The following is a 23,220-nucleotide window of genomic DNA, read 5'->3' as shown; positions in this document are numbered from 1 at the left end:
CAAGCCCCGGGGCGGGTCATTTACTGCCCGCTTGTGTCAGAACAACTGGCCCTGGCGGGCCTTTTCCAGGAGCAGCGTCGGCGGGGTGAAACGCTCGCCGTACTGCTCCGCCAGGTACTGCGCGCGAGCGACGAAATCCTGCACCCCGTACTGGTTGATGAACTGCAGGGCGCCACCGCTCCAGGCCGCAAAACCGATACCAAAGATCGAGCCGATATTGGCGTCAGCGGTGGACTGCAACACGCCCTCCTCCACACAGCGCACGGTTTCGATGGCCTGGATAAACAGCAGGCGGTCGCGCACATCCTGGGGCGAGATCTGCCCGTCGGCCTTGTAGAAGCGCGTGCGCAATTGCGGCCACAGGTGCTTCTGGCCGCCGGCCGGGTAGTCGTAGAAGCCGCCTCCGGCAGCCTTGCCCGCTCGCTTGTATTCGTTGAGCAACAAATCGATCACGGCAAATGCCGGATGCTCGATGGCAGGCCGGCCTTCGGCCTGCAAGTCCTTGGTGGTCTGCTGGCGAATATGGCTCATCAGGCTCAGGGAAACCTCATCGGAGATTGCCAGCGGTCCGACGGGCATCCCGGCCTTGCGCGCCTCGGCTTCGATCATCGGTGCCGCGATGCCTTCGCCCAGCATGGCGATGCCTTCGTTGGTAAACGTACCGAACACCCGGGAGGTGAAGAAACCGCGGCTGTCATTGACCACAATCGGGGTCTTCTTGATCTGCAGGACAAAGTCGAAACCTCGAGCCAGGGTTTCATCGCTGGTCTTCGCCCCTTTGATGATTTCCACCAGAGGCATTTTCTCCACCGGGCTGAAGAAATGCAGACCGATGAACTTGTCCGGATTGGGTACTGCGGTGGCTAGCCCGGTAATGGGCAAGGTGGAGGTGTTGGAGGCAATCACGGCGTCCACGCCGACCACCTGCTGGGCAGCCCTGGACACCTTGGCCTTGAGTTCTCGATCCTCGAACACGGCTTCGATGATCAGGTCGCAGCCGGCCAGGTCGGTCTCTTCAGCCGTGGTGAGAATCCGCGCCAAGATTGCCTCACGCTGCTCGTTGCTCATGTGTCCGCGCGCGACTTTTTTCTCCAGCAGCGCCGCCGCGTGAGCCTTGCCCTTCTCCGCCGCTTCGCGGCTTATATCCTTGAGCACCACCTCGATGCCTGCGACGGCACTGACGTAGGCAATCCCCGCGCCCATCATCCCGGCACCGAGTACCCCGAGTTTTTTCGTGGTCTGCGGCGCTATGCCTTGAGGACGTGAACCGCCGGCATTGATCTCGTTGAGCTGGAACCAGAAGGTGCCGATCATGTTCTTCGCCACCTGGCCGGTGGTCAGCTCGGTGAAGTAGCGGGTCTCGATCAGTTGCGCGGTGTCGAAGTCCACCTGGGCGCCTTCAACGGCGGCGCAGAGGATCTTCTCCGGTGCCGGGAAGCAACCCTGGGTCTTGTTCCGCAGGATCGACGGGGCAATGGCCAGCATTTGCGCCACTTTCGGGTTCGCCGGCGTACCTCCAGGAATCTGATGGCCGCGCACATCCCAAGGTTGCCTGGCTGCCGGGTTGGCCTGAATCCAGGCCCGGGCCTTGGCCAGCAGGTCGTCGCGATCTGTCGCCAGTTCGTCGATCAGGCCGGCCTGCAGCGCCTGCTGCGGACGCACTTTCTTGCCCTCCAGCAGATAAGGCAAGGCCTTCTCCAGGCCCAGCATGCGCACCATGCGCACCACGCCACCGCCACCGGGCAGCAGGCCCAGGGTCACTTCCGGCAGACCGATCTGTAGCGACTTGTCGTCCAGTGCAATTCGGCGATGGCAGGCCAGACAGATCTCCCAGCCACCGCCCAGAGCGGCACCGTTGATCGCGGCGACCACGGGCTTGCCCAGGGTCTCCAGGGCACGCAACTGGCCCTTGAGGGTCAGCACCATGTCGTAAAAGGCCTTGGCCTGCGGCTTGCCGACCTTGATCAGCTCATTGAGGTCTCCACCGGCAAAGAAGGTTTTTTTCGCCGAGGTAATGATCACCCCGGCAATGGAATCCTGTTCGGCCTGCAGCCGGGCCACTGCAGCGGCCATGGCATCGCGGTACACCGCGTTCATGGTATTGGCGCTCTGGCCCGGCATATCGATGGTCAGGACGACGATCTGGTCCTGGCCCTTTTCGTAACGGATGGCATCGGTCATGAAGGAAATTCCTTGAAGTCGGGGCTCAGAGGCGTTCGATGATGGTGGCGATACCCATACCGCCGCCGACACAGAGGGTGGCCAGGCCATAGCGCTGGCGCCGGACTTCCAGCTCGTCGAGCAAGGTGCCGAGAATTGCGCAACCGGTGGCGCCCAGTGGATGGCCCATGGCGATGGAGCCGCCGTTGACGTTGACCTTGGCCGGATCGATGGCCATGTCCTTGATGAACTTGAGCACCACCGAGGCAAAGGCTTCGTTGACCTCGAACAGGTCGATGTCCTCGACTCGCAGCCCGGCCTTGGCCAGGGCCTTGCGAGTGGCCGGTGCCGGGCCGGTAAGCATGATGGTGGGATCGGTGCTGGTCACCGCAGTGGCAACGATCCGCGCCCGGGGCTTGAGTCCCAGCTCCCGGCCCTTGGCTTGCGAGCCGATGAGCATCAGCGCCGCACCGTCGACGATTCCTGAGCTGTTGCCCGGGGTGTGCACATGGTTGATGCGTTCCACATGGCTGTAGACCCGCAGCGCAGTGGCGTCGAAGCCCATCTGCCCCATCATCTCGAAACTCGGCTTGAGGTTGCCCAGGCCTTCCAGGGTTGAATCGGCACGAATGAATTCGTCGTGGTCCAGCAGCACGATGCCGTTCTGGTCCTGAACCGGCACCAGGGACTTGCCGAAGGCACCGCTGGAGCGCGCACGGGCAGCCTTCTGCTGGGATTGCAGGGCAAAGCGGTCGACGTCCTCGCGGGAGAAACCTTCCAGGGTCGCAATCAGGTCGGCACCTATCCCCTGGGGCGTGAAATGACTGTGCATGTTGGTCTCGGGGTCCAGTACCCAGGCGCCGCCATCACTGCCCATGGGAACCCGCGACATGGACTCGACGCCACCGACCACCACCAGTTCCTCGAAGCCCGAGAGCACCTTCATCGCGCCCAGATTGACCGCCTCCAGCCCCGAGGCGCAGAAGCGATTGATCTGCACCCCCGCCACGCTCACATCCCAGTCCGCTGCCTGGACGGCGGTCTTGGCGATATCGGCCCCTTGATCGCCGATGGGGGTCACGCAGCCCAGGACCACGTCGTCCACCTGGCTGGTGTCCAGCTCGCAACGTTGTTGCAGGGCCCGCAACAGGCCGGCAACCAGATTCACCGGTTTCACACTGTGCAAGGCGCCATCAGCCTTGCCTTTGCCACGGGGCGTGCGTAACGCATCGAATATCAAAGCTTGGGTCATGACGTCCTCGAACCGCTATCCAGGGGGGGAAATGTCGAGCTCCCACATTAGGCGCGGCAGCGACGGATTCAATGACCGATGCGCTCAGCCGCCTTGACGGTGACGCTCAGACGAACGGTAGGCAGCTAAGCGATCCACCGATGAAGGGTCGCGAGCTGTCTAGCCAAAGGGCGGCCACCCGGTATTCGGGCGGATTTATAGCTTTTTAAGGAAGTGCAGCTATAACTTCATACGAATTGGATCTAAGCCAGAGGATTCAAGGCCCCTAAGGTAGAAACTGTAGGAAGTCCCAGACGGATTCTGCGCCGGGACAGATCAGAAAAAGGACACATAGCCGGCTCATCGTAAAAAAAACAGCGACCGGCGTGCATAGATGCTCAGGAATAACAACAAAAGGCATTCAGCCATGTTCAAACATTCGAAAGTACGCCAGGCGGGGCTCATTCTCTTTGCAACCACACTGCTGCTGATCTTGCCGAACCTCACCAAAGTGATCGGCTGATCTGTGGCTGCTCGACCAACGAGATAGAAAATCGCCCCCCGGCTCCTACCGGGGGACAGTTTTGCGTGCCAGTCTTCCCGAGGAACTGGAGGACGTTATCGGCATCAGTGCCGAGGGTGTGGCCCAGCAGTTGCGCAACGTGGTGCTGGCCCCCAAACGCCACGGTGGTGAGCTACAGCGACACTGGCCAGCATGCCCTGGAAGCCGAAGACACCCTGGTCAAACGCGGCCATTTCGGTATCGTCAACGGCGGTAACCATGAAAAACTCCGGGCTGCCCTGTTCGACCATGTGTCGCAACCTGAGGATGTACTCCCCGGCGACGAACCCACTGACGACGATCCGATGGACATCAATTGAAAGCTCTCATCCTTTGCGCTGCTCTGTTGTCGAGCAGTCCGCTATACGCTGCGCAACTGCTGATCGACCTGGGCTCAGACAGCCGCACCTGGCAAACCGAAGAACTGCTCAAGCACCCCGAAGCCCGGGACATCCGCATCAAGGACGATGTGTCCTACAAGCGCGAGATGCAGTACCGAGCCGTGCCCATGGCGGCCCTGCTCAAGGGCCTCAAGGCCGAGGACCATCTGCAGGCCGTGGCCCTGGACGGCTTTGCCGCAGAGTTGAACGCCGCGCCCCTGCTCAATCGCAAGGGCGCCCAGGCCTGGCTGGCCATTGAGGACCCTGACAAACCCTGGCCGACACTGGCAGCGGACAAGCCCAGCGCCGGACCTTTCTACCTGGTATGGAGCAACCCCGCGGCCGGGCATATCAGCCCCGAGCAATGGCCGTTCCAGGTTGCGCGCATTCAGCGCCTGGCGCCGGTGGCGGAGCGTTTCCCGGCCCTGGGCCCGGACCCGAAGCTGGCGGTCGATGATCCAGTCAACCAGGGGTTCGCCCTGTTCCAGAAGAACTGCCTGGCCTGCCACCGACTCAATGGCGCTGGCGACTCTCAGTTCGGACCGGACCTGAACATTCCCTATAACCCCACCGAGTATTTCGGCAGTGATTTTCTCAAGCGCTATATCCGCGATCCGCAAAGCCTGAGGCGCTGGCCCCAGGCGAAAATGCCTGGGTTCAGCAACAGCGTCCTGCCGGATGGGGAGCTGGAATTGTTGCTGGAGTACCTCCGGCATATGGCGGGGCGCAAGCAGATTCCTTGAGTCCCTTTCGCCAGCGAGCCGGCGCTTGCAGAAGTGACTGCTGCTTGCACAATCCTGGTATGCATCTGTTCGCCGGCACCGCCCCGGCGAAAAGCGTCGGCCGCGCTGGTAGCCACATCCGTTGCCCTCAATGTGTAGGCCATGAGCTGGTGAAGCCCTGCATCAGCTCGACCAGAGCGGCACGATCACAGCGCCTTGCGGATTGCTGACTGGCAAACTCACGCAACGCTTCATCAGCCTCGGTCAGGCGAGCACCTGCTGGCGCTCACTGTCGTGGGGCGTCAGGCTCAAGTACTGGATGCTGGTTCGTACCGGGTGCTGGTAGCGATAGGCGGTTGCGTGGCTGATGGAGAGTCTCACGCAGCCTCCAGGTAGGCACGGTGAATGGCATCGCCCAACTGGCGCACCAGGGGAATGAAGTCGGTCAGCCAGGCATGCAGGCCCTCGTCGAGAATTTCATCAATGCCGATGCAGCGCAGACGCGCATTCATCTGCGCCGCCAGACGCTGGGCCGGAAGCCCGTTGTCCCCTGGCAGGCTGGCGAGGATCTGGTCGATCTCTTCGGTGCAGGCGCGCAACGAGCGCGGCACGTCGGCATGCAACAGCAGCAACTGGGCGACATGCCGGGCTCCGGGAGCTTCGCGGTAGATCTCGGTATAGGCCTCGAAGGACGACAGGGCGCGAAGCAAGGCGCTCCATTGGTAATACGCACGGGCGGTACCGTCACCGACCGCATCAACCTGGTCGCCAGTCATCTCGTAGCGGGCATCCAGCAGGCGCAGGGTGTTGTCGGCCCGTTCGATAAAGGTGCCCAGGCGGATAAACCGGAAGGCATCGTTGCGCATGATGGTGCCGTAGGAGGCTCCGCGAAACAGGTGGGAGCGCTCCTTGATCCATTCGCAAAAGCGGTTCATGCCGTAGGTACTGAGACCTTGGCGGGCAATCTGTTGAATATCCAGCCAGGTGGCGTTGACGTTTTCCCACATATCGGCGGTGATCCGCCCGCGTACCGCGTGGGCACAGGCCCGGGCCGAACCCAGGCAACTATAAATGCTGGCCGGATTGGCGGCATCCAGGGCAAAGAACTGCAACAGCCGCTCGGCATGCAGCGTCTCATGGCGAGCCCGGTAGTCCTCAAGGGTGCCGGTGATCAACAGCGGCATGGCCAGTTCATGCAGACCGTCACCGTGCCCATCCTGGGGCATCAGCGACAGCGAATAGCTGACGTCGAGCATCCGCGCGAGGTTTTCCGCGCGCTCCAGATAACGGGACATCCAGTACAGGTCTGAAGCGGTTCGACTCAACATGGCAGGCGTCCTTAATCCTCCACTACCCAGGTGTCCTTGGTGCCGCCAACCTGGGAGGAGTTCACCACCAGGGAGCCTTCACGCAGGACCACACGAGTAAGACCACCGGACACCACACGGGTTTCGCGATCGGCGAGGACAAGCAGCAACCTGGCGTGCCTACCCTCGCTGCGCGAAGCCGCTGCCGCTCCCTTGTACGTAATGGCCAGGCGCAGGTTTTGGCTATCACCAGCATAGTCAGAGTTGATTTCACCGCTGGGGGACACACGGGGATAATCGCCCCATCGAGCAAACACTTCACCAAGCCTGATGAAGTTGCTGCTGCAACCTTGATGACGCCGATGACAACCGGGTCCGGGCTCTCCCGACCGGTTCCCTCTCCTGACCGGTCTTCCCTTTTAGCCACCCTGTCGGGTGGCTTTTTTTTGCCTTTGCGGCCCCTGAAAACACAATTGGCCGACCCGCAGGCCAGCCAATTGTCAGTCTCGATGCACACAACCTTAGCTATACCAGACGCCCACGGATCTCCTGTTTCACCCCCCAGCCTTCAATGATGCCGCCCAGGGGTTCGACCACTGCCTCGAAGTCCTGTTCAAAATCCCCGATGCCGCCATGGGTGGCGTACATCACCTTGCTCAACTCCAGATACCAGGCGCCGTCGTCACGCACGCTGACCTGGGCATTCAAGGATTCACCGCGAAACTGTCCTGCCGCCCTGCGTGCCCGCTCCTCATCCGGGAAAATGGCGTAGAACTCGATGGGATGGAATCGTGAAAAGTCAAAACCGCCTTCTTTCATGCGGCGCAACACACTGCTGCTGAGGTCTTCTTGAAAGGCTGTGCTCATGAAACGTCCTCCTCAAACCGATGGATAGACTTTCCGTGCTTCCCGACCCACCGGCCAAAAGTGACCGGCATCACGACCCGGGGCGGGTCGTCAGGAAACAAGCATGGAGCTGACAAGATCAGAGCTTAGCGAAGAATTCGCTGATCTCGTTTGCAGATTAGCGCCAACACCTGGACGACGCCAGAAATTGCTGTCGGAGCCCTCTCTGCTCTCATTACATCGGCGTAATGCTGAGAATCTGAATGCTGTTCTGCTCTTTCAAGCTCTTGAGGGTAGGGGAATCGGTGCGCCCATCCAGATCATTGAGATCCAGTTCGGCACTCACTGGCAGCAACCTGGCCCGGACCAATTGTGCGGCGCGTTCCAACGTCGGTTGCTGCTCGCAATCGAACTGCTCGACGGACTGGACGCCATGATCATCCACGAAAGTGACTTGCCACTTTTGCATCAACGCCTCCTTGATAGCCCCATGAGTGGACCTACAGCATCTCGACCTTGAGTGCGAGGCAAACGTTCCACAGTGCTGGCGGGGACAAACCAATAAAAAGACCGCCCGGAGGCGGCCTTGATGAATCCCGTGGACAATCAGCCGATTACGGCTTTTCGGCACGGGCCTTGAGCGCCTTCAAAGTGTTGAAGGGCGCGTCCACCACGAACTTGTTGGCCAGCCAGGACGGCACGCTGCCACCCGGCTCGGTATGCACCTGGTAGGTCACTTCCACCTGATCGGCCCCTTTGGGCACAAACTTCCAGTAACCCTCAACCTGGGACACACGCACGAAGCCTTTCTCTTCGGGAATGTAGGTGGGCACGCCTTCCAGCTTACGGATCAGGCTGCCATCGGCGGCCTCGCTGGAGGTAATGTGCAGCACCGAGTCACGGGCAGTCACTGGCCAGGGGGTATTGAACTGAGTGTAGGTCCAGCTTTGATCACCCTCATGCTTGAGCAGCTTCTGGCTCTTGCACTCATGAATCCAGGAGCAGGCACCGGCCACGTCTTCCTGCAGCGCGCGAAGCTTGGCGATGGAGGTCTTCATGGTGGTGACGCCGCGATAGGCCTTGTATTTGGAACCGGCCACTTCACTCAAGGAAATCTTGATGCCGTCTTCATCCTTGGCCGTTTGCCAGTCTTCGGCGTGGGCCGTTGCCGACAGCAGCACGGTTAAACCACAGAGCACAGCAATTCGATGCAGCAAACCCATTGTCTTATTCCTTATTGTTGAAGTTCCGTTCATTAAAACTAAGCAGCCGTCACTTGCTCCCACCAACCGAGCAAACGGATGGCGTCTTCTCGGCTTTCGCCACACACCTCAGGATCCGCCTGAAATGCCCCACAAACCGCTGGCCGCTCCGGCCTGCCGAAAAGACCGCACAGGTGTTCGACAGAAAGGTGCAGGCAACGTTCTCCCGCCGGCTTGCCATTGGGCATTCCAGGAATCGGCGTACTGATAGAAGGGGCAATGCAGCAAGCGCCACAACCTTCACGGCAGTTCATGACGAAAAGCTCCTCGCGACAAGCATAGTGTTGAATGAGGCCGGACAAGAGTAACCGCTAAAACAGCCGTTTAAAATTACTCAAAGAACGGATTTGACGCACAACCGTGCGTGACTGATCAGTCTCCGACAAAGTGCCGGTCAACTCGGTCACAGAGAGGTTGATGAATTTACTGTTTGAACTCGAAATCCAGGGCAGCGCCCTCGATATCCCGACGCTCCTCGTTGCGTAACTGCAACTGCATTTCGTTGCTGAGCAATCGACCGTTGAGTTGGAACGGACTGCTGTCCTTGGGCTTCTCGCCAAACATCTGCGGCAGCAGAGGCTCGCGCTTGGGCAGCGGCAGCGCTCCCACAGGCTGCAAGTGCTTGACCATTTCCGGTGGCAGGCTCAAGTCGAGCTTGGGACTGGCCAGAGGTGTGTTGATATCTTGATAGGCCCACTTGGACTTGGCCTTCTTGGGCGCAGGCTTGGCCTTTTTCTTGGGCTGGGCTTTGCTGGCATTGGCGGACGGTTTGGTCTTGCTCGCTGGAGCCTGCTTGGTGCTGGAGGCCTTGCTTGAATGAGTAACGCTGGCAGCCGGTTTATCCGGGGTCGAGGCCGCCTGGACAGGCGCCGCAACGACTCCCAAGAGGCAGGCACTCAACCAGATGACAGGAAAAAAGGCTTTCATAAAGGCAGGTAGATCGACAAAAGGTGCCCTATGCTCGCTTGTTGCAAGCCCCATGACAAGCATGGGACCGCACTGTCTAGAATCCGCCGGCCGCTTCTTGGCATAACTGACTGGCGAGCATGCCCAGGGTCATCAAGGCTCGCTCGGCCTCGCGGTTCCAAGGTGTCCCGCAATTCAGGCGCACGCAGTGGTTGAACTGTTCGGTGTTACTGAAGATCAACCCCGGAGCGATACTGATGCCCTGCTGCAAAGCCCGCACGTGCAGTTCCTGGGTGTTGACCCGTCCCGGCAGGCTGACCCAGAGAATGAACCCGCCGTTGGGCCGGGTAATCTGCGTACCTTCCGGAAAATGCTGCTGCACCGCCAGTTGAAAGGCGCTGAGGTTCTTGCGGTATTCCTGGCGGATGTAGCGCAGATGACGGTCATAACCACCGTTCTCCAGATACGCCGCAACCCCCATCTGCGTCACGCTGCATGCGGAATGGGTACTGAAGGTCTGCAGGCGCTGGATCTCCTGCTGATACTTGCCAGCAATCATCCAGCCGATACGCACTCCCGGCGATAGGGTCTTGGAGAAGCTTGAGCAGTAGATCACCCGGTCCAGGCGGTCATAGGCCTTGAGGGCCTTGGTGCGCCCCACTTCGAACATCAACTCGCCGTAGATATCGTCCTCGACCACCTGGATATCGAAGTCCGAAGCCAGGCGCAGCAGTTGCTTCTGCCGCTCCTCCGGCATGGTTCCACCCAGGGGGTTGCTCAGGCGCGTAGTCAGTACCAAGGCCTTGATCGACCATTGGTTGGCCGCCAGCTGCAGGGCCTCAAGGCTCATGCCCGTAGAGGGGTCGCTGGGAATCTCGATGACCTTGAGCCCCAGCAGGTCCGCCAGTTGCAGCAGCCCGTAATAGGTCGGCGATTCCGCGGCGATCAGATCACCCGGCCGGGTCAGGACCCGTAGGGACATCTGCAAGGCATCGACGCATCCGTGGGTAATCACCACTTCCGAAGGGTCGACCACGACCCCGGCATCGCGCATGCGAATCGCCACCTGACGCCGCAAGGGCTCGAATCCCGGGCTGAACATATAGCTGAACGCCCGCGGACTGTGAAAACGCGTGACCTTGGCCAATTGCTGGTGCAGCGCCCGCACCGGCAAATAGTCAACGCTGGGCACTGCCGCACCCAGGGGAAACACGCCCTCGCGACGGGACTCCACCAGCACCTGCTGAATAATGCTGCTGCGCGTGACCAGTCCTGGACGTTCGACCCGGGCAATATCCGGGGTCGGCGCGGTCAGAGCCGGGGTCTGGTGCACGTAGTAACCCGATTGGGGACGCGCGCGGATCAGCCCCTGATCTTCCAGATTGGCGTAGGCCTGGAGCACCGTGGCGTGGCTGACATTGAGCTGCGAGCTCATCTTGCGCACCGACGGTACGCGCTCCCCCGGCTGGTAGACACCACGGCGAATATCCTCAGCCAGTTGCTGAGCGATACGTTGATAGAGCAAGAGATTGGTCATGGCGCAGCACTCGATTTCACGGCGTTTTATTCTTGTGTGAAACAATACCGGCACAGTTTAGAAGTGTACTGGGACAGTTTCTACAATAGTCGAGGACACAGGCCAGTGAAAAGTAGAACTGTCGAGTTTTTGCGACACCCTCAGACATAAAAAAACCCAACGCTTGCGAGGCGTCGGGCTTTTCAGGGGCAAAGGGATCAGTGTTTCAGCGAGCAGCGCCGAGCTGGCCCTTGTCGTCGGAGAAGACGATTTCCACCCGACGGTTCTGCGCCCGGCCCCGTTCGGAGGCATTGGCTTCCACTGGGTACTCGTCACCATAGCCCTGGACATGGACACGCTTTTCGTCGATTCCCAGGTCCACCAGCACATCGGCCACCGCCTGGGCACGATCGCGAGACAGCTGCAGGTTGCTCTGACGCTCCCCGGTGTTATCGGTGTAGCCCTCGATGCGTACCACGCGCTTAGGGTTCAGCTGGAGGAACTGCACCACCTTGAGCACCGTGCGGTTCGCCGAACTCTTCAACTCAGCTTCACCGGTGTCGAACAGCACGTCTCCCAGCGTCATCACCAGACCACGATCGGTCTGGGTGGTGGCCAGGCTGATGATCTGCTCTTCGAGCCATTTGCCCTGCTGCTGCACGCTCAGCAACTTGGCCTCACGCAGGGCCAGTTGCAGACGTTGACGCTCCAGCTCGAGCTTGGCCGCACGCTCCTGATTCAGCGCCTGTTCGGTGTGCTCACGGGCGATTTCGCTGTAACGACGGCTCAGGTAGGCATAGTGCTCCACGTCGCCGCCGCTGCCCCAGTAGGTCGACAGACGATCGGCGCGAGCCAGGGACTCACCCGCACGTATCACGTCCTTAGGCGCGATACGCAGCACATTGGAGTCTTCCTTGACCTTCTGGAAGTCGTTGCCGGCTTGCTGCAAGGCTTCCTCACTGTGCTGGCCGGCGCAGCCATAGAGACCGGCGCAGGCCAACAGCACAGCGCCGCCGAAGATACGGATAGAGAGGCTCATTGGGCGTCTCCCAACTGCTTGCGCAGGCGCGTAATGCGGGTATTGAGCACATTCACCTGCTCCTGGCTTTTCTGAGTCAGGACCTTGGCTTCTGCCAGACGCGCATCCAGCTCGGCCTGCTCGGCGCGCATCCGCGCCTTCTTGTACGACTCATCCTGCATATTGCCCTGGGCACGGGCGAACTTGTCTTCGGCCAGTTTCAACTCAGGCATGTCCTCGGCCGAAGCCCCCACGGCCTTGGCTTGTTCCAGGGCCTGGGCAGTAAGGCGCATCTGCTCGTTGGGCGCCGGATCGGTTGCACAACCCGCCAGGGCCAACAGGGCCAGGGCAGCGAAAAGAGGTCGAATAGTCACACGTGATTCCTACGGTTTTGGGCTGCTGACGGGTTGCTGCAACTGGGCCTTCCAGCGCTCCAGATTGCGCTGCAGCAAGGCCTCCGTCAGACCGGACGCGGGCAATTCTGTCATCTTTTTTGCCAACTGTCCGCGCAACCATGGATCATTGCAGGCGGAGTTGTGGGACAAGGCCAGGAACAGCCCCGGTTTGTCGACAGGCTGGGGAAAGGTCACCAGATCCGCCGCCATCCCCAAGGACTGGGCCATGGCCATGCCCGCGTAACGCGGCGCCAGAACATAGTCCACTTCCCCCAGGAGCAAGGTCTGGAAGACTTGGGTCAGATTCGGCAAACGCTTGAGTTGCAGATGCTCCTTGGCCATGGCCTGAAAGGGCTGGGTCAGCCTGGCCTTTTCCGATACCGCGCCGGGATGACCGGCAAGATCCAACGGCTGGGCATAACTCAGGGTGGAGTCCTTGCGGGTCCACACCAGGTAGTCGTTCTGCACCAGGGCCGGATGGATGTAGTCCAGGGACTCCAGTTCGTTCAAGGTCAGGGGCGCGTCGGCTAGCAGATCCATGCGCCCACTGCGCACTTCGTCCAGGGCCTCGGAACGTTTGCCGGCGTACAGCAACTCGATCTTGAGCCCCAACTCTCCCGCCACCTGCTGCAATAGATCGGCACTGGCCCCTATCAGGTGCTTGGGGTTCTGCGGATCGCGCCACAGGTAGGGTGGTGCATCCGGGCTGCCGGTGACCACCAGGCGTTCGCACTTGCCCGCAGCCATCGACAGCGATGGCAACAACGCCAGACCCAACAGCGCTGACCAGCCCCTCATGCGGCGCAGATCCATGGCGAAATTCTCCCCAACAAAAAACAGACAAAAAAAGCCCGGCCAAAGGGCCGGGCTCTTTATAAGTGAAGCCGCCGGATTAGACCAGCTTCTCCAACTCAGGTACGGCTTCGAACAAGTCCGCCACCAGACCGTAGTCGGCCACCTGGAAGATCGGAGCTTCTTCGTCCTTGTTGATCGCAACGATCACCTTGGAATCCTTCATGCCTGCCAGGTGCTGGATCGCGCCGGAGATACCGACGGCGATGTACAGCTGTGGCGCGACGATCTTGCCGGTCTGGCCGACCTGCATGTCGTTGGGCACGAAGCCTGCGTCCACGGCTGCGCGGGAGGCGCCGACCGCTGCGCCAAGCTTGTCGGCCAGGGCGTACAGGTGCTTGAAGTTGTCACCGTTCTGCATGCCACGGCCGCCGGAAACGACGATCTTGGCAGCGGTCAGTTCAGGACGATCGGACTTGGCCAGCTCTTCGCCAACGAAGCTCGACTTGCCGGCATCGTGAGCGGCGCCAACGGCTTCAACCGCAGCCGAACCACCTTCAGCAGCAACGGCGTCGAAGCCGGTAGCACGCACGGTGATGACCTTCACGGCAGCCGAGGACTGCACGGTAGCGATGGCATTACCGGCATAGATCGGACGCTTGAAGGTGTCAGCGCTTTCTACCGAGATGATCTCGGAGATCTGGTCAACGTCCAGCTGAGCGGCAACCCGCGGCAGGATGTTCTTACCGTTGGAGGTAGCGGCAGCCAGGATGTGGCTGTAGCCAGCACCCAGCTCGGCCACCAGCGGCGCAACGTTTTCCGGCAGTTGGTGAGCGTAGGCGGCATTGTCTGCCACCAGCACTTTGGCCACGCCAGCGATTTTTGCAGCGGCTTCAGCCACAGCGCCAACGCCCTGGCCGGCTACCAGTACATGGACGTCACCACCGATTTTGGCGGCGGCGGCAACGGTGTTCAGGGTGGCCGGAGCCAGCGCCTTGTTATCGTGTTCGGCGATTACCAAGATAGTCATGATCAGATTACCTTCGCTTCGTTTTTCAGTTTCTCGACCAGTTCAGCCACCGACTTGACCTTGATACCTGCGCTGCGTGCAGCTGGCGCTTCGACTTTCAGGGTCTTGTTGGTGGAGGCGGTGGAAACGCCCAAAGCATCAGGAGTCAGCGTTTCAAGCGGCTTCTTCTTGGCTTTCATGATGTTTGGCAGAGACGCATAGCGCGGCTCGTTCAGACGCAGGTCGGTGGTGACGATGGCTGGCAGGTTCAGCGCAACGGTCTGCAGGCCGCCGTCGATTTCGCGAGTGACATTGACCTTGTCGCCGGACACTTCGACCTTGGAGGCGAAGGTGCCTTGAGCATAACCGCTCAGGGCCGCCAGCATCTGGCCGGTCTGATTGTTGTCGCTATCGATGGCCTGTTTGCCCAGGATAACCAGCTGTGGCTGTTCCTTGTCGACCACAGCCTTGAGCAGCTTGGCCACAGCCAGGGAGTTCAACTCTTCAGCGGACTCGACGAGGATTGCGCGATCGGCACCCAGTGCCAGGGCGGTACGCAGTTGCTCTTGAGCAGTAGCAGGACCGATGGAGACGACGACGATTTCAGTCGCTACACCTTTCTCTTTAAGGCGTACGGCTTCTTCCACTGCGATTTCGCAGAAAGGGTTCATCGACATCTTGACGTTGGCGAGGTCGACGCCGGAGTTGTCCGCTTTGACGCGAACCTTGACGTTATAGTCGACCACTCGTTTGACAGCTACAAGAACCTTCATGGATTCCTCGTTACTCTCCGGTGAAAAGAAAGTCGCCTAGGCGAGAACCTGGCGGTTGATGCTCATCGGCACAAGGGCACCTCCAAAAACGCTGGCGCATATCAGGTTGACCTTGCTCACGGGGTGATGACCGTTCGTCAGTGGTGACCGACGAGTCATTCATTATCGCGGCGTGTAAACTGCGCACTTTCAAGCTGCGCGGTGCGTCACCTTTATTGCCTTTGCCCTGTCTTTAGAGGTGCTCTTGAAACCAACAGTCAGCCTACGGCGAGCGCAAAACCGACCGTATCTTGACCGGAACGCCTTTTCCGGTCAATACGGCAAAATAGCCGTTTATAAGCCGCGCTTCTTTGATTTATCTGGGCTGCGGCAAATTCAAACAAACGTTTGTATTGGACGCTGAGAGTGGTGTAGATATAATGCGCCGCCCAGAGAGAAAGGTCGGCCATCCTCCCCTTCTCCCCCCATTTGTAATGGGAGAAAGCGCGGATGCAACGCCAAACCTCCAATTAGAAAAAACCGTTGAGCCTTGAGTAGGAGATAGCCTAGTGGAACGCGAATACATGGAATTCGACGTGGTCATCGTCGGTGCCGGCCCCGCAGGCTTGTCCGCCGCTTGCCGCCTTAAGCAGAAGGCCGCTGAAGCCGGTAAGGAAATCAGCGTCTGCGTGGTTGAAAAAGGCTCCGAAGTCGGTGCTCACATCCTTTCCGGTGCCGTGTTCGAGCCTCGGGCCCTGAATGAACTATTCCCGGACTGGAAGGAACTGGGCGCCCCGCTCAACACCCCGGTCACCCGCGACGACATTTATGTCCTGCGTAGCGGCGACACTTCCACCAAGGTTCCAGACTTCTTTGTGCCCAAGACCATGCACAACGAAGGCAACTACATCATTTCCCTGGGCAACCTGTGCCGCTGGCTGGCCCAGCAGGCCGAGAACCTGGGCGTGGAAATCTACCCGGGCTTCGCCGCCCAGGAAGCCCTGATCGACGAAAACGGCGTGGTCCGCGGGATCATCACCGGTGACCTGGGTGTCGACCGTGAAGGACAGCCGAAAGATGGCCTCTACACCCCAGGCATGGAACTGCGCGGCAAGTACACCCTGTTCGCCGAAGGCTGCCGCGGCCATATCGGCAAGCAACTGATCAAGCGCTTCAACCTGGACACCGACGCCGACGCCCAGCACTACGGCATCGGCCTCAAGGAAATCTGGGAAATCGATCCGGCCAAGCACCAACCGGGCCTGGTGGTCCACACCGCCGGCTGGCCGCTGGACATCATGAGCAACGAGAACACCGGCGGTTCCTTCCTCTATCACCTGGAAAACAACCAGGTCGTGGTGGGCCTGATCGTCGACCTGTCCTATGCCAACACCTACCTGTCGCCGTTCGACGAATTCCAGCGCCTCAAGCATCACCCGGTGCTCAAGCAGTACCTGGAAGGCGGCAAACGCATCAGCTACGGCGCCCGTGCACTGGCCAAGGGCGGTATCAATTCGCTGCCGAAGATGGTCTTCAAGGGCGGCGCGCTGATCGGCTGCGACCTGGGCACCATGAACGTCGCCAAGATCAAGGGCAGCCACACCGCCATGAAGTCCGGCATGCTCGCCGCCGATGCCGTGGCCGACTCGCTGTTCGCCGGTTCCGAAGGGGCTGACGAGCTGAAGAGCTACGTCGACTCCTTCAAATCCAGCTGGCTGTATGAAGAGCTGTTCGCCAGCCGCAACTTCGGCCCGGCCATGCACAAGTTCGGTCCGATCATCGGCGCCGGCTTCAACTGGATGGATCAGAACATCTTCGGTGGCAAGCTGCCCTTCACCCTGCACGACACCAAGCCGGACTACGCCAGCCTGAAGCTGGCCAAGGACTGCGCGAAGATCGACTACCCCAAACCCGACGGCAAAATCAGCTTCGACAAACTGAGCTCGGTATTCATCTCCGGTACCAACCATGAAGAAGAGCAGCCTTGCCACCTCAAGCTGACCGACCCGAGCATCCCTCTGGGCCGCAACCTGCCGCTGTACGACGAGCCTGCTCAGCGTTACTGCCCGGCCGGCGTGTATGAAGTGATCACCCAGGAAGACGGCGAGAAGCGCTTCCAGATCAACGCCCAGAACTGCGTGCACTGCAAGACCTGCGATATCAAGGACCCGGCCCAGAACATCACATGGGTCACTCCGGAAGGTGCCGGCGGCCCGACTTACCCGAACATGTAAGTCGCCGCGGTACACAAGAGGCCCCCTTTATGGGGGCCTTTTTCATGCCCGGGTTTTGCTGGCACAGTCTCCGGTAGAAACCGACTTGTCGGCGAAGAACCCCTCAAGCCTTGTAGCGGCCCAAAGGCGTTCGCCTACGAACAGCATCTACAGAGCAACGGCCCGCTCATCCCCGGGATTACGCTCAAAGTAGCGCTTGTACTCGCGACTGAATTGCGAGGTGCTCTGGTAACCCACCCGATGCGCTACCTGGGCCACACCCAGCCCTTCTCCCACCAGCAACTGCTGGGCCTTGAGCAACCGCAGGCGCTTGAGGTACTGCACTGGCGACAGCAGGGTGCTGCGCTTGAAATGCTCGTGGAAGGTCGAAGTGCTCATGTTGGCGCAGCGGGCCAGGGTCTCGACGTTCAACGGCTCGGTGTAATGCTCGTGCAGATGATTGAGCGAAGCCGCGACCCGCGCGAACTGCCCCTGCTGCTCCACCAGCGCCCGCAGCGCATCGGCCTGAGGCCCGCGCAGGGCAGCAAAGAGCAGCTCGCGCACCCTGGACGCCCCCATTACCTTGCACTCCAGAGGATCGTGCAGGCAACGCAGCAGGCGCTCCACGCAACCACGCATGACGTCGTCGAGCACCGCCGAGGTCATCGATTCCAGGGTTTGCGCCGAAGCCGCCCGGCCTTCGGCGATCCCCATGGCCAGCACCAGCTCGCTCAGGACTGCCCGGTCGATGGCAATGGAAATCCCCAGCAGCGGTGCGTCGGGCAAGGCGAAGGTTTCGCACTCGAAGGGCACCGACAAGGCCTGGATCAGGTAGTGCCCGGCGCCGTATTCCAGGGTCCGCGTGCCCAGGTAGGCCAGTTTGCTGCCCTGGACAATGATCATCAGGCTCGGTTCATAGATCTGTGGACCTCGCGCCACATCACAGCTGGCCCGCAGCACCTGGACCCCAGGCAAGGCGGTGGCAACAAAACCATCTCGGCTGGCAAGGGGCTGGATCAGCGAAACCAGGGTGGCATTGGCGTCAAGGTGACGGGTCAGCAGCATGCAGAAAACTTCACGAAAAAAGGGATGAAAACATCATCGCAGGTCTGCTGGCCAATGCCGCGCAAAAACCGCCAATACCGGAGGAATAGGCATGACATGCCGAGGAATCGCCATGGCCGCCCTCAGGCTCGACGCCGAGAATGCACCGCCTCACTTGTCAGCGCTTTTGCGAGGTTCTTCATGTACACCGCCATCGGTTATGCCGCCCAATCGGCCACCACTCCCCTCGCCCCCATGAGCTTCCAGCGCCGCAGCCCACGCGCGGACGACGTCGCCATCGAGATCCTTTACTGCGGCGTCTGCCACTCCGACATCCACCAGGCCCGCAACGAATGGGGCATCGCCGTGTACCCGCTGATGCCGGGCCACGAGATCGTCGGCAAGGTCACCGCCGTCGGCGCCAACGTCAGCAAGCACAAGGTCGGCGACTTGGTGGGCGTCGGCTGCATGGTGGACTCCTGTCGCCATTGCGAAGCCTGTGCTGCGAACCTGGAACAGTACTGCCTGGAAGGTCCGACCATGACCTACGCCACCCCGGATCGGGTCGATGGCAGCAACACCATGGGCGGCTACTCCGACAGCATCGTGGTCAGCGAGCACTTTGTCGTGCGCATCCCGGAGAAACTCGACCTGGCCAGCGCTGCACCGATTCTCTGTGCCGGCATCACCACCTACTCGCCCCTCAAGCACTATGGCGTCAAGGCTGGCGACAAGGTGGGGATTCTCGGCATGGGCGGCCTGGGCCACATGGGCATCAAGTTCGCCAAGGCCCTGGGGGCCGAAGTGACCCTGTTCACCCGCTCGGCGAGCAAGGCCGAAGAAGCCCGCCGCCAAGGCGCGGACCATGTGATCGTATCCACCGATGCGGCGCAGATGCAGTCGGTAGCCGGGCATTTCGACTTCCTCCTGGACACCATCCCGGTGCCCCACGACCTCAATCCCTACCTCGACACCCTGCGCTTTGACGGCGTGCACATCCTGGTGGGCCTGATCGAGCCGGTGGACCCGGCACTGCACGCCGGCAAGCTGGTGATGAGCCGTCGCGTACTGGCCGGATCGCTGATCGGCGGCATTGCCGAGACCCAGGAGGTGCTGGATTTCTGCGCCGAGCACGGCATCACCTGCGATATCGAAATGCTCGACATCCGCCAGATCAATGAAGCTTACGAGCGCATGATCAAGGGCGATGTGAAATACCGCTTCGTGATCGACATGGCGACCCTCAAGGCCTGATTCAGTCCTGGGCGGGTCGACAGAGCGTCAACCCGCCTCTAAGCGCTATCACAGGCTGATCTAAACGCAGGCAGGCTAGGGTTTGAGCTACAACGGAAGCGCAAACAACGCCTCTATCTCGATATTCACCTCTGGAGAAAACAGCCCAGCCACCTGAACTAGGGAGCTGGCCGGATAGGCCCCTTGATAGTTTCGGGAAAGCACCTCCCGTAGCGCGTCAAGGTCCTCCAAGGATGTGACGAAGACCGTCACCTTGATCAGATAATGAAGGCCAATACCTTCAGCTTCGGCAACCTGCTTAAGCTGCTGAAAGATTGCCTCAGCCTGCTCCGCCATGGATTGACCCTGGGCCTTGCTGCCAAAGGCGGTCAACCCAGAAAGGTACAAGGTCCCCTGGTGCCTGACCGATGCGGAATAAGGACCGGCGGGGGCGCCAAGGGCCTGGTAGTTTTTGCGTGACAACATGATATCGCTCTCCTGGGTAGCCTCCGGTGCCGCCGCGCCTGCCTGAAACGACGTGAACAGGGCGCTCAGCAACCATGCTGTAGTAATGGTTTTCATCGGGCAATTTCCTTGAGTGCAAGGCAAGGCCCCACTCCCCTGGGCCTTGCGTCTTGCTAGAAGATGGAAAGCGGAGTGTTCTCAGTTTGGATGACCGAGTGCGGCTCTACGCCCAGCAACAGCGGCGGACCTGATTTGGCGGCGCTCGACGAGACGACGGCTGAGCAGGTAGAACACCGGTGTCAGCAACAAACCGAAGATGGTCACACCGATCATTCCGGAGAACACCGCCACCCCCATGGCTCGACGCATTTCAGCGCCGGCGCCGCTGGAGAGAATCAGCGGTACCACTCCCATGATGAACGCCAGTGAGGTCATCAGAATCGGCCGCAAGCGTAGTCGACAGGCCTCCAGCACTGCTGTCCTGGAGTCCATTCCCTCCTGCTGTCGCTCCTTGGCGAATTCGACGATGAGAATCGCGTTCTTGCAGGCCAATCCCACCAGAACGATCAGCCCGATCTGGGTGAACATATTGATGTCCCCAGAAATGCTCAGAACGCCGACCAACGCAGAGAGCAGGGTCATCGGCACGATCAGGATCACTGCCATGGGCAGACTCCAACTCTCGTACTGCGCCGCCAGCACCAGAAAAGCCAGGAGCACACACAAAGGAAACACGAACAACGCGGTATTGCCGGCCAGAATCTGCTGGTACGCCAGCTCGGTCCACTCGTAGGCCATGCCACTGGACAGCTCGGCCTTCAACAGGCGCTCAATGGCCGCCTGGGCCTGGCCCGAGCTGTAGCCCGGCGCCGGGGCGCCATTGATCTCCGCCGACAGAAAACCGTTGTAATGCATGGTGCGCTCCGGCCCGGCGCTACTACTGATCCTGACGAAAGCCGCCAGAGGAATCATATCGCCTCGCTGATTGCGCACCTTCAACTGGCCAATCTGCTGAGGCTCCAGGCGAAACTGTTGTTCCGCCTGGACGCTGACGCGGTAAGTACGTCCAAAGCGATTGAAGTCGTTGGCGTACATCGAGCCCAGATATACCTGCAAGGTATCGAAGACATCACTGATGGAAACGCCATGACTCTTGGCCTTATCGCGGTCGATGTCGGCTTCCAGTTGCGGCGCATTGATTTGATAGCTAGAGAATACCCCCGCCAACTCCGGTATCTGCTGCGCCTTGGCGATGATGTTCTGAGTCTGCTTGAACAACTCCTCATGACCGAGATTGCCCCGATCCTCTATCTGCAGGCGAAAACCGCCAATGCTCCCCAGGCTCTCCACGGGGGGCGGTGGCACTATCGCGACAAAGGCTTCCTGAATAGCCCCAAACTCCGCTGACAGCGACTCGACAATCCGCGTATGAGACAGATCAGGGTGTTTGCGCTCAGAAAATGACTTCAAGGGAATGAACATCAGCCCGCTGTTGGAACTGTTGACGAAACCGTTGATGGACAGCCCCGAGAAACTCACAGTGTTCTCAACCCCGGGATGTGCCAAAGCAAGCTCCGATATCCTTTGGATCACCGCCTCCGTCCGATCCAGGCTGGCGCCTTCCGGAAGCTGGGCGAACGCCACCAGGTATTGCTTATCCTGCTCCGGCACAAAGCCGCTCGGAGTGTTGCTGAACCCCAGGTAGGTCAGGCCGATCAAGCCGGCATACAACAACAGGGCAATGCCACTGCGACGCAGGATGCGGCTCACACATCGCACGTACCCTAGGCTCAACCAGTCGAAGAAACGGTTGAAGGGCCTGAAAAGCCATCCTCCTAGCACCCGCTCCAGGCCACGGGTCACAGGATCCTGCGGCACCTTCTTATCCCTGAGCAGCAGCGCTGCCAAGGCCGGCGACAACGTCAGCGAATTGAATGCCGATATCACCGTGGAAATGGCAATGGTCACCGCGAACTGCTGGTAGAACTGCCCGCTGAGACCGGCAATAAAGGCGGTCGGTATAAACACCGAGCACAACACCAGGGCCGTGGCGATGATCGGCCTGCTGACTTCTCGCATGGCCCGCTGGGTGGCCTCGAGTGGCGAGTAGCCGAGGGCGATATTGCGCTCCACGTTCTCCACCACCACGATGGCGTCATCCACTACGATGCCAATGGCCAGTACCAAGCCAAACAACGACAGGGTATTCAAGGAAAAACCCAGCAGATGCATCACCGCAAAGGTACCGATCAGCGAGACCGGAACCGCTGCCAGGGGAATGATCGATGCACGCCAGGTCTGCAGGAACACCACCACCACTAGCACCACCAGGGCAATGGCTTCGAACAGGGTGTAAACCACCGCACTGATGGAGTTACGCACAAAGACCGTCGGGTCGTAACCGATGGAGTACTCGATACCGGATGGAAAATCCGTCGCCAGCTCTGCCATCCGCTGACGAATTCGATTGGACAATTCGATGGAGTTGGCACCAGGAGTTTGGAACACCTGAAGTGCGGCTGACGGTTGGTTGTCCAGATGGGCGCGCAGGGCATATTGGCTGGAGCCCAACTCGACACGCGCCAGGTCCCGCAGGCGGGTGATTTCACCATCGGCACCAGCCCGGACAATGATGTTTTCGAACTCTTCTTCTGTCACCAGCCGCCCGCGAGCGTTGATCGGCAACTCGAAGGCGCTGTCCCCTGCCACCGGCGGTGTGCCCAGGGAACCGGCGGCAATCTGCCGGTTCTGTTCACGGATTGCATCAATGATATCGCTGGCAGTGAGGTTACGCGAAGCAACCTTGTGCGGATCCAGCCAAACCCGTAAGGCATAATCGCCCATGCCCAACAGACGGATATCGCCCACGCCATCGATCTTGTACAACTCATCGATCACATTGATCGACATGTAGTTGGACAAGTGCAAGCGGTCGTATTGCTCATTCGGCGAGACCAGATGCACCACCAGGGCCAGAGCCGGCGAGGTCTTGTCCACCGTCACCCCCAGGCGCTGGACCTCAACCGGCAGCAGCGACAGAGTGCGATTGACCCGGCTCTGCACCTGGATCTGAGCACCATCGAGGTCGGTGCCAAGACGGAAGGTCAACGTCAGGGTCATGACCCCGTCGGCAGTGGATTGCGAGGACATGTACAGCATGCTCTCAACACCACTGAGGGCTTGCTCCAGAGGCGAGGCCACGGTTTCCCCGATGACGCTGGAACTGGCCCCGGGAAAGCTGGCCCGTACCACTATGGTCGGAGGCACCACCTCAGGGTATTCACTGACCGGCAACTGATAGAGGGAAATGGCTCCGCCAATCAGGATCAACAAAGAAAGGACCATGGCAAAGACCGGCCGCTGTATGAAGTACTGAGAAAAATTCATCGATGCACTCTCCTGTGCCG

22 protein-coding genes and 2 pseudogenes are annotated in these 23,220 nt (G+C 60.2%); 4 read left to right on the top strand and 20 right to left on the bottom strand.

The window, feature by feature from the left end; translation table 11 throughout:
* Nucleotides 1–36: 36 nt before the first annotated feature.
* The gene (locus WIN67_RS09470; RefSeq protein ID WP_339071086.1) at nucleotides 37–2,181 is read right to left on the bottom strand and encodes a 3-hydroxyacyl-CoA dehydrogenase NAD-binding domain-containing protein; all 2,145 of its coding nucleotides are present in this window, start codon (nucleotides 2,179–2,181) and stop codon (nucleotides 37–39) included.
* A gap of 25 nt (nucleotides 2,182–2,206) precedes the next feature.
* The gene (locus tag WIN67_RS09465) at nucleotides 2,207–3,412 is read right to left on the bottom strand and encodes an acetyl-CoA C-acetyltransferase (RefSeq protein WP_102863878.1); all 1,206 of its coding nucleotides are present in this window, start codon (nucleotides 3,410–3,412) and stop codon (nucleotides 2,207–2,209) included.
* Between the two features lie 669 nt (nucleotides 3,413–4,081).
* Here WIN67_RS09465 and WIN67_RS09460 point away from each other — a divergent pair.
* Together WIN67_RS09460 and WIN67_RS09455 are read left to right on the top strand one after the other, a co-directional pair.
* Nucleotides 4,082–4,273, top strand: a complete 192-nt coding sequence (locus WIN67_RS09460; protein WP_339071084.1) for a hypothetical protein — start codon at nucleotides 4,082–4,084, stop codon at nucleotides 4,271–4,273.
* Complete coding sequence (locus tag WIN67_RS09455) at nucleotides 4,270–5,076, top strand: cytochrome c (RefSeq protein ID WP_339071083.1); 807 nt, start codon at nucleotides 4,270–4,272, stop codon at nucleotides 5,074–5,076. The genes WIN67_RS09460 and WIN67_RS09455 overlap by 4 nt, the downstream gene beginning before the upstream one ends.
* A gap of 29 nt (nucleotides 5,077–5,105) precedes the next feature.
* Here WIN67_RS09455 and WIN67_RS09450 read toward each other — a convergent pair.
* From WIN67_RS09450 to WIN67_RS09380, 15 genes and pseudogenes are all read right to left on the bottom strand, one after another.
* Nucleotides 5,106–5,436: pseudogene (locus tag WIN67_RS09450) on the bottom strand (transglutaminase N-terminal domain-containing protein); the annotation flags it as partial.
* A complete protein-coding gene (locus WIN67_RS09445; RefSeq protein ID WP_123392214.1) occupies nucleotides 5,433–6,383 on the bottom strand; it encodes an alpha-E domain-containing protein in 951 nt (316 codons plus the stop codon). The pseudogene WIN67_RS09450 and the gene WIN67_RS09445, both read right to left, overlap by 4 nt.
* Before the next feature lie 11 nt (nucleotides 6,384–6,394).
* Nucleotides 6,395–6,502: pseudogene (locus WIN67_RS09440) on the bottom strand (hypothetical protein); the annotation flags it as partial.
* A gap of 385 nt (nucleotides 6,503–6,887) precedes the next feature.
* Entirely contained in the window at nucleotides 6,888–7,229 is a 342-nt protein-coding gene (locus WIN67_RS09435; RefSeq protein WP_102878950.1) for a ribonuclease E inhibitor RraB, read from the bottom strand.
* A gap of 214 nt (nucleotides 7,230–7,443) precedes the next feature.
* Nucleotides 7,444–7,677 (bottom strand): hypothetical protein, encoded by a 234-nt coding sequence (locus tag WIN67_RS09430; protein ID WP_102878949.1) that lies wholly within the window; start codon nucleotides 7,675–7,677, stop codon nucleotides 7,444–7,446.
* Between the two features lie 145 nt (nucleotides 7,678–7,822).
* Nucleotides 7,823–8,431, bottom strand: coding sequence for an START domain-containing protein (locus tag WIN67_RS09425; protein WP_339071082.1), 609 nt, complete (start codon nucleotides 8,429–8,431; stop codon nucleotides 7,823–7,825).
* Nucleotides 8,432–8,469: 38 nt separating this feature from the next.
* Nucleotides 8,470–8,724: a YkgJ family cysteine cluster protein gene (locus WIN67_RS09420; RefSeq protein ID WP_102863885.1), complete on the bottom strand. Its 255-nt coding sequence runs from the start codon at nucleotides 8,722–8,724 to the stop codon at nucleotides 8,470–8,472.
* A gap of 169 nt (nucleotides 8,725–8,893) precedes the next feature.
* On the bottom strand, nucleotides 8,894–9,397 hold the full coding sequence (locus WIN67_RS09415; protein WP_123392209.1) for a translation initiation factor 2: 504 nt from the start codon (nucleotides 9,395–9,397) through the stop codon (nucleotides 8,894–8,896).
* A gap of 76 nt (nucleotides 9,398–9,473) precedes the next feature.
* A complete protein-coding gene (locus tag WIN67_RS09410; RefSeq protein WP_110652120.1) occupies nucleotides 9,474–10,913 on the bottom strand; it encodes a PLP-dependent aminotransferase family protein in 1,440 nt (479 codons plus the stop codon).
* 205 nt (nucleotides 10,914–11,118) lie between these two features.
* Complete coding sequence (locus WIN67_RS09405; RefSeq protein WP_102863888.1) at nucleotides 11,119–11,931, bottom strand: OmpA family protein; 813 nt, start codon at nucleotides 11,929–11,931, stop codon at nucleotides 11,119–11,121.
* Complete coding sequence (locus WIN67_RS09400; protein WP_102863889.1) at nucleotides 11,928–12,284, bottom strand: DUF4398 domain-containing protein; 357 nt, start codon at nucleotides 12,282–12,284, stop codon at nucleotides 11,928–11,930. Before WIN67_RS09400 ends, WIN67_RS09405 begins: the two co-directional genes overlap by 4 nt.
* A gap of 9 nt (nucleotides 12,285–12,293) precedes the next feature.
* Nucleotides 12,294–13,118 (bottom strand): substrate-binding periplasmic protein, encoded by an 825-nt coding sequence (locus WIN67_RS09395; protein ID WP_339071081.1) that lies wholly within the window; start codon nucleotides 13,116–13,118, stop codon nucleotides 12,294–12,296.
* A 79-nt stretch (nucleotides 13,119–13,197) separates the two neighbouring features.
* Nucleotides 13,198–14,127: an electron transfer flavoprotein subunit alpha/FixB family protein gene (locus tag WIN67_RS09390; protein ID WP_025128724.1), complete on the bottom strand. Its 930-nt coding sequence runs from the start codon at nucleotides 14,125–14,127 to the stop codon at nucleotides 13,198–13,200.
* Nucleotides 14,128–14,129: 2 nt separating this feature from the next.
* Complete coding sequence (locus tag WIN67_RS09385; protein ID WP_015634720.1) at nucleotides 14,130–14,879, bottom strand: electron transfer flavoprotein subunit beta/FixA family protein; 750 nt, start codon at nucleotides 14,877–14,879, stop codon at nucleotides 14,130–14,132.
* A gap of 257 nt (nucleotides 14,880–15,136) precedes the next feature.
* Complete coding sequence (locus WIN67_RS09380) at nucleotides 15,137–15,328, bottom strand: hypothetical protein (protein WP_102863892.1); 192 nt, start codon at nucleotides 15,326–15,328, stop codon at nucleotides 15,137–15,139.
* Between the two features lie 99 nt (nucleotides 15,329–15,427).
* Here WIN67_RS09380 and WIN67_RS09375 point away from each other — a divergent pair, with 99 nt between their 5' ends.
* Nucleotides 15,428–17,092 carry an electron transfer flavoprotein-ubiquinone oxidoreductase gene (locus WIN67_RS09375; RefSeq protein ID WP_110652122.1) on the top strand — a complete coding sequence of 555 codons (1,665 nt, stop codon included), beginning with the start codon at nucleotides 15,428–15,430 and terminating at the stop codon, nucleotides 17,090–17,092.
* Nucleotides 17,093–17,239: 147 nt separating this feature from the next.
* Here WIN67_RS09375 and WIN67_RS09370 read toward each other — a convergent pair whose 3' ends face one another.
* On the bottom strand, nucleotides 17,240–18,136 hold the full coding sequence (locus WIN67_RS09370) for an AraC family transcriptional regulator (RefSeq protein WP_102878943.1): 897 nt from the start codon (nucleotides 18,134–18,136) through the stop codon (nucleotides 17,240–17,242).
* Between the two features lie 180 nt (nucleotides 18,137–18,316).
* On the opposite strand from WIN67_RS09370, the gene WIN67_RS09365 reads away from it, so the two are divergent.
* On the top strand, nucleotides 18,317–19,369 hold the full coding sequence (locus tag WIN67_RS09365; RefSeq protein ID WP_339071080.1) for an NAD(P)-dependent alcohol dehydrogenase: 1,053 nt from the start codon (nucleotides 18,317–18,319) through the stop codon (nucleotides 19,367–19,369).
* Nucleotides 19,370–19,456: 87 nt separating this feature from the next.
* On the opposite strand, the gene WIN67_RS09360 is transcribed toward WIN67_RS09365, so the two are convergent.
* Nucleotides 19,457–19,930 (bottom strand): RidA family protein, encoded by a 474-nt coding sequence (locus WIN67_RS09360; protein ID WP_339071079.1) that lies wholly within the window; start codon nucleotides 19,928–19,930, stop codon nucleotides 19,457–19,459.
* A gap of 81 nt (nucleotides 19,931–20,011) precedes the next feature.
* Nucleotides 20,012–23,200 (bottom strand): multidrug efflux RND transporter permease subunit, encoded by a 3,189-nt coding sequence (locus tag WIN67_RS09355; protein ID WP_339071078.1) that lies wholly within the window; start codon nucleotides 23,198–23,200, stop codon nucleotides 20,012–20,014.
* Nucleotides 23,201–23,220 lie beyond the last annotated feature (20 nt).

It is taken from the genome of Pseudomonas idahonensis (genome assembly GCF_037903935.1).
GTDB classification, from domain to species: domain Bacteria; phylum Pseudomonadota; class Gammaproteobacteria; order Pseudomonadales; family Pseudomonadaceae; genus Aquipseudomonas; species Aquipseudomonas danubii.
Note: the sequence above shows the minus strand (reverse complement) of the source record. Positions and strands in the feature narration are given on the sequence as shown.

Excerpts from the sequence above, each read along its gene's own strand:
- WIN67_RS09395 (WP_339071081.1), bottom strand. The coding sequence starts at position 13,118 with ATGGATCTGCGCCGCATGAGGGGCTGGTCAGCGCTGTTGGGTCTGGCG.
- WIN67_RS09410 (WP_110652120.1), bottom strand. The coding sequence starts at position 10,913 with ATGACCAATCTCTTGCTCTATCAACGTATCGCTCAGCAACTGGCTGAG.
- WIN67_RS09360 (WP_339071079.1), bottom strand. The coding sequence starts at position 19,930 with ATGAAAACCATTACTACAGCATGGTTGCTGAGCGCCCTGTTCACGTCG.
- WIN67_RS09385 (WP_015634720.1), bottom strand. The coding sequence starts at position 14,879 with ATGAAGGTTCTTGTAGCTGTCAAACGAGTGGTCGACTATAACGTCAAG.
- WIN67_RS09465 (WP_102863878.1), bottom strand. The coding sequence starts at position 3,412 with ATGACCCAAGCTTTGATATTCGATGCGTTACGCACGCCCCGTGGCAAA.
- WIN67_RS09425 (WP_339071082.1), bottom strand. The coding sequence starts at position 8,431 with ATGGGTTTGCTGCATCGAATTGCTGTGCTCTGTGGTTTAACCGTGCTG.
- WIN67_RS09415 (WP_123392209.1), bottom strand. The coding sequence starts at position 9,397 with ATGAAAGCCTTTTTTCCTGTCATCTGGTTGAGTGCCTGCCTCTTGGGA.
- WIN67_RS09390 (WP_025128724.1), bottom strand. The coding sequence starts at position 14,127 with ATGACTATCTTGGTAATCGCCGAACACGATAACAAGGCGCTGGCTCCG.
- WIN67_RS09445 (WP_123392214.1), bottom strand. The coding sequence starts at position 6,383 with ATGTTGAGTCGAACCGCTTCAGACCTGTACTGGATGTCCCGTTATCTG.
- WIN67_RS09355 (WP_339071078.1), bottom strand. The coding sequence starts at position 23,200 with ATGAATTTTTCTCAGTACTTCATACAGCGGCCGGTCTTTGCCATGGTC.
- WIN67_RS09430 (WP_102878949.1), bottom strand. The coding sequence starts at position 7,677 with ATGCAAAAGTGGCAAGTCACTTTCGTGGATGATCATGGCGTCCAGTCC.
- WIN67_RS09405 (WP_102863888.1), bottom strand. The coding sequence starts at position 11,931 with ATGAGCCTCTCTATCCGTATCTTCGGCGGCGCTGTGCTGTTGGCCTGC.
- WIN67_RS09380 (WP_102863892.1), bottom strand. The coding sequence starts at position 15,328 with ATGGCCGACCTTTCTCTCTGGGCGGCGCATTATATCTACACCACTCTC.
- WIN67_RS09365 (WP_339071080.1), top strand. The coding sequence starts at position 18,317 with ATGTACACCGCCATCGGTTATGCCGCCCAATCGGCCACCACTCCCCTC.
- WIN67_RS09420 (WP_102863885.1), bottom strand. The coding sequence starts at position 8,724 with ATGAACTGCCGTGAAGGTTGTGGCGCTTGCTGCATTGCCCCTTCTATC.
- WIN67_RS09370 (WP_102878943.1), bottom strand. The coding sequence starts at position 18,136 with ATGCTGCTGACCCGTCACCTTGACGCCAATGCCACCCTGGTTTCGCTG.
- WIN67_RS09470 (WP_339071086.1), bottom strand. The coding sequence starts at position 2,181 with ATGACCGATGCCATCCGTTACGAAAAGGGCCAGGACCAGATCGTCGTC.
- WIN67_RS09435 (WP_102878950.1), bottom strand. The coding sequence starts at position 7,229 with ATGAGCACAGCCTTTCAAGAAGACCTCAGCAGCAGTGTGTTGCGCCGC.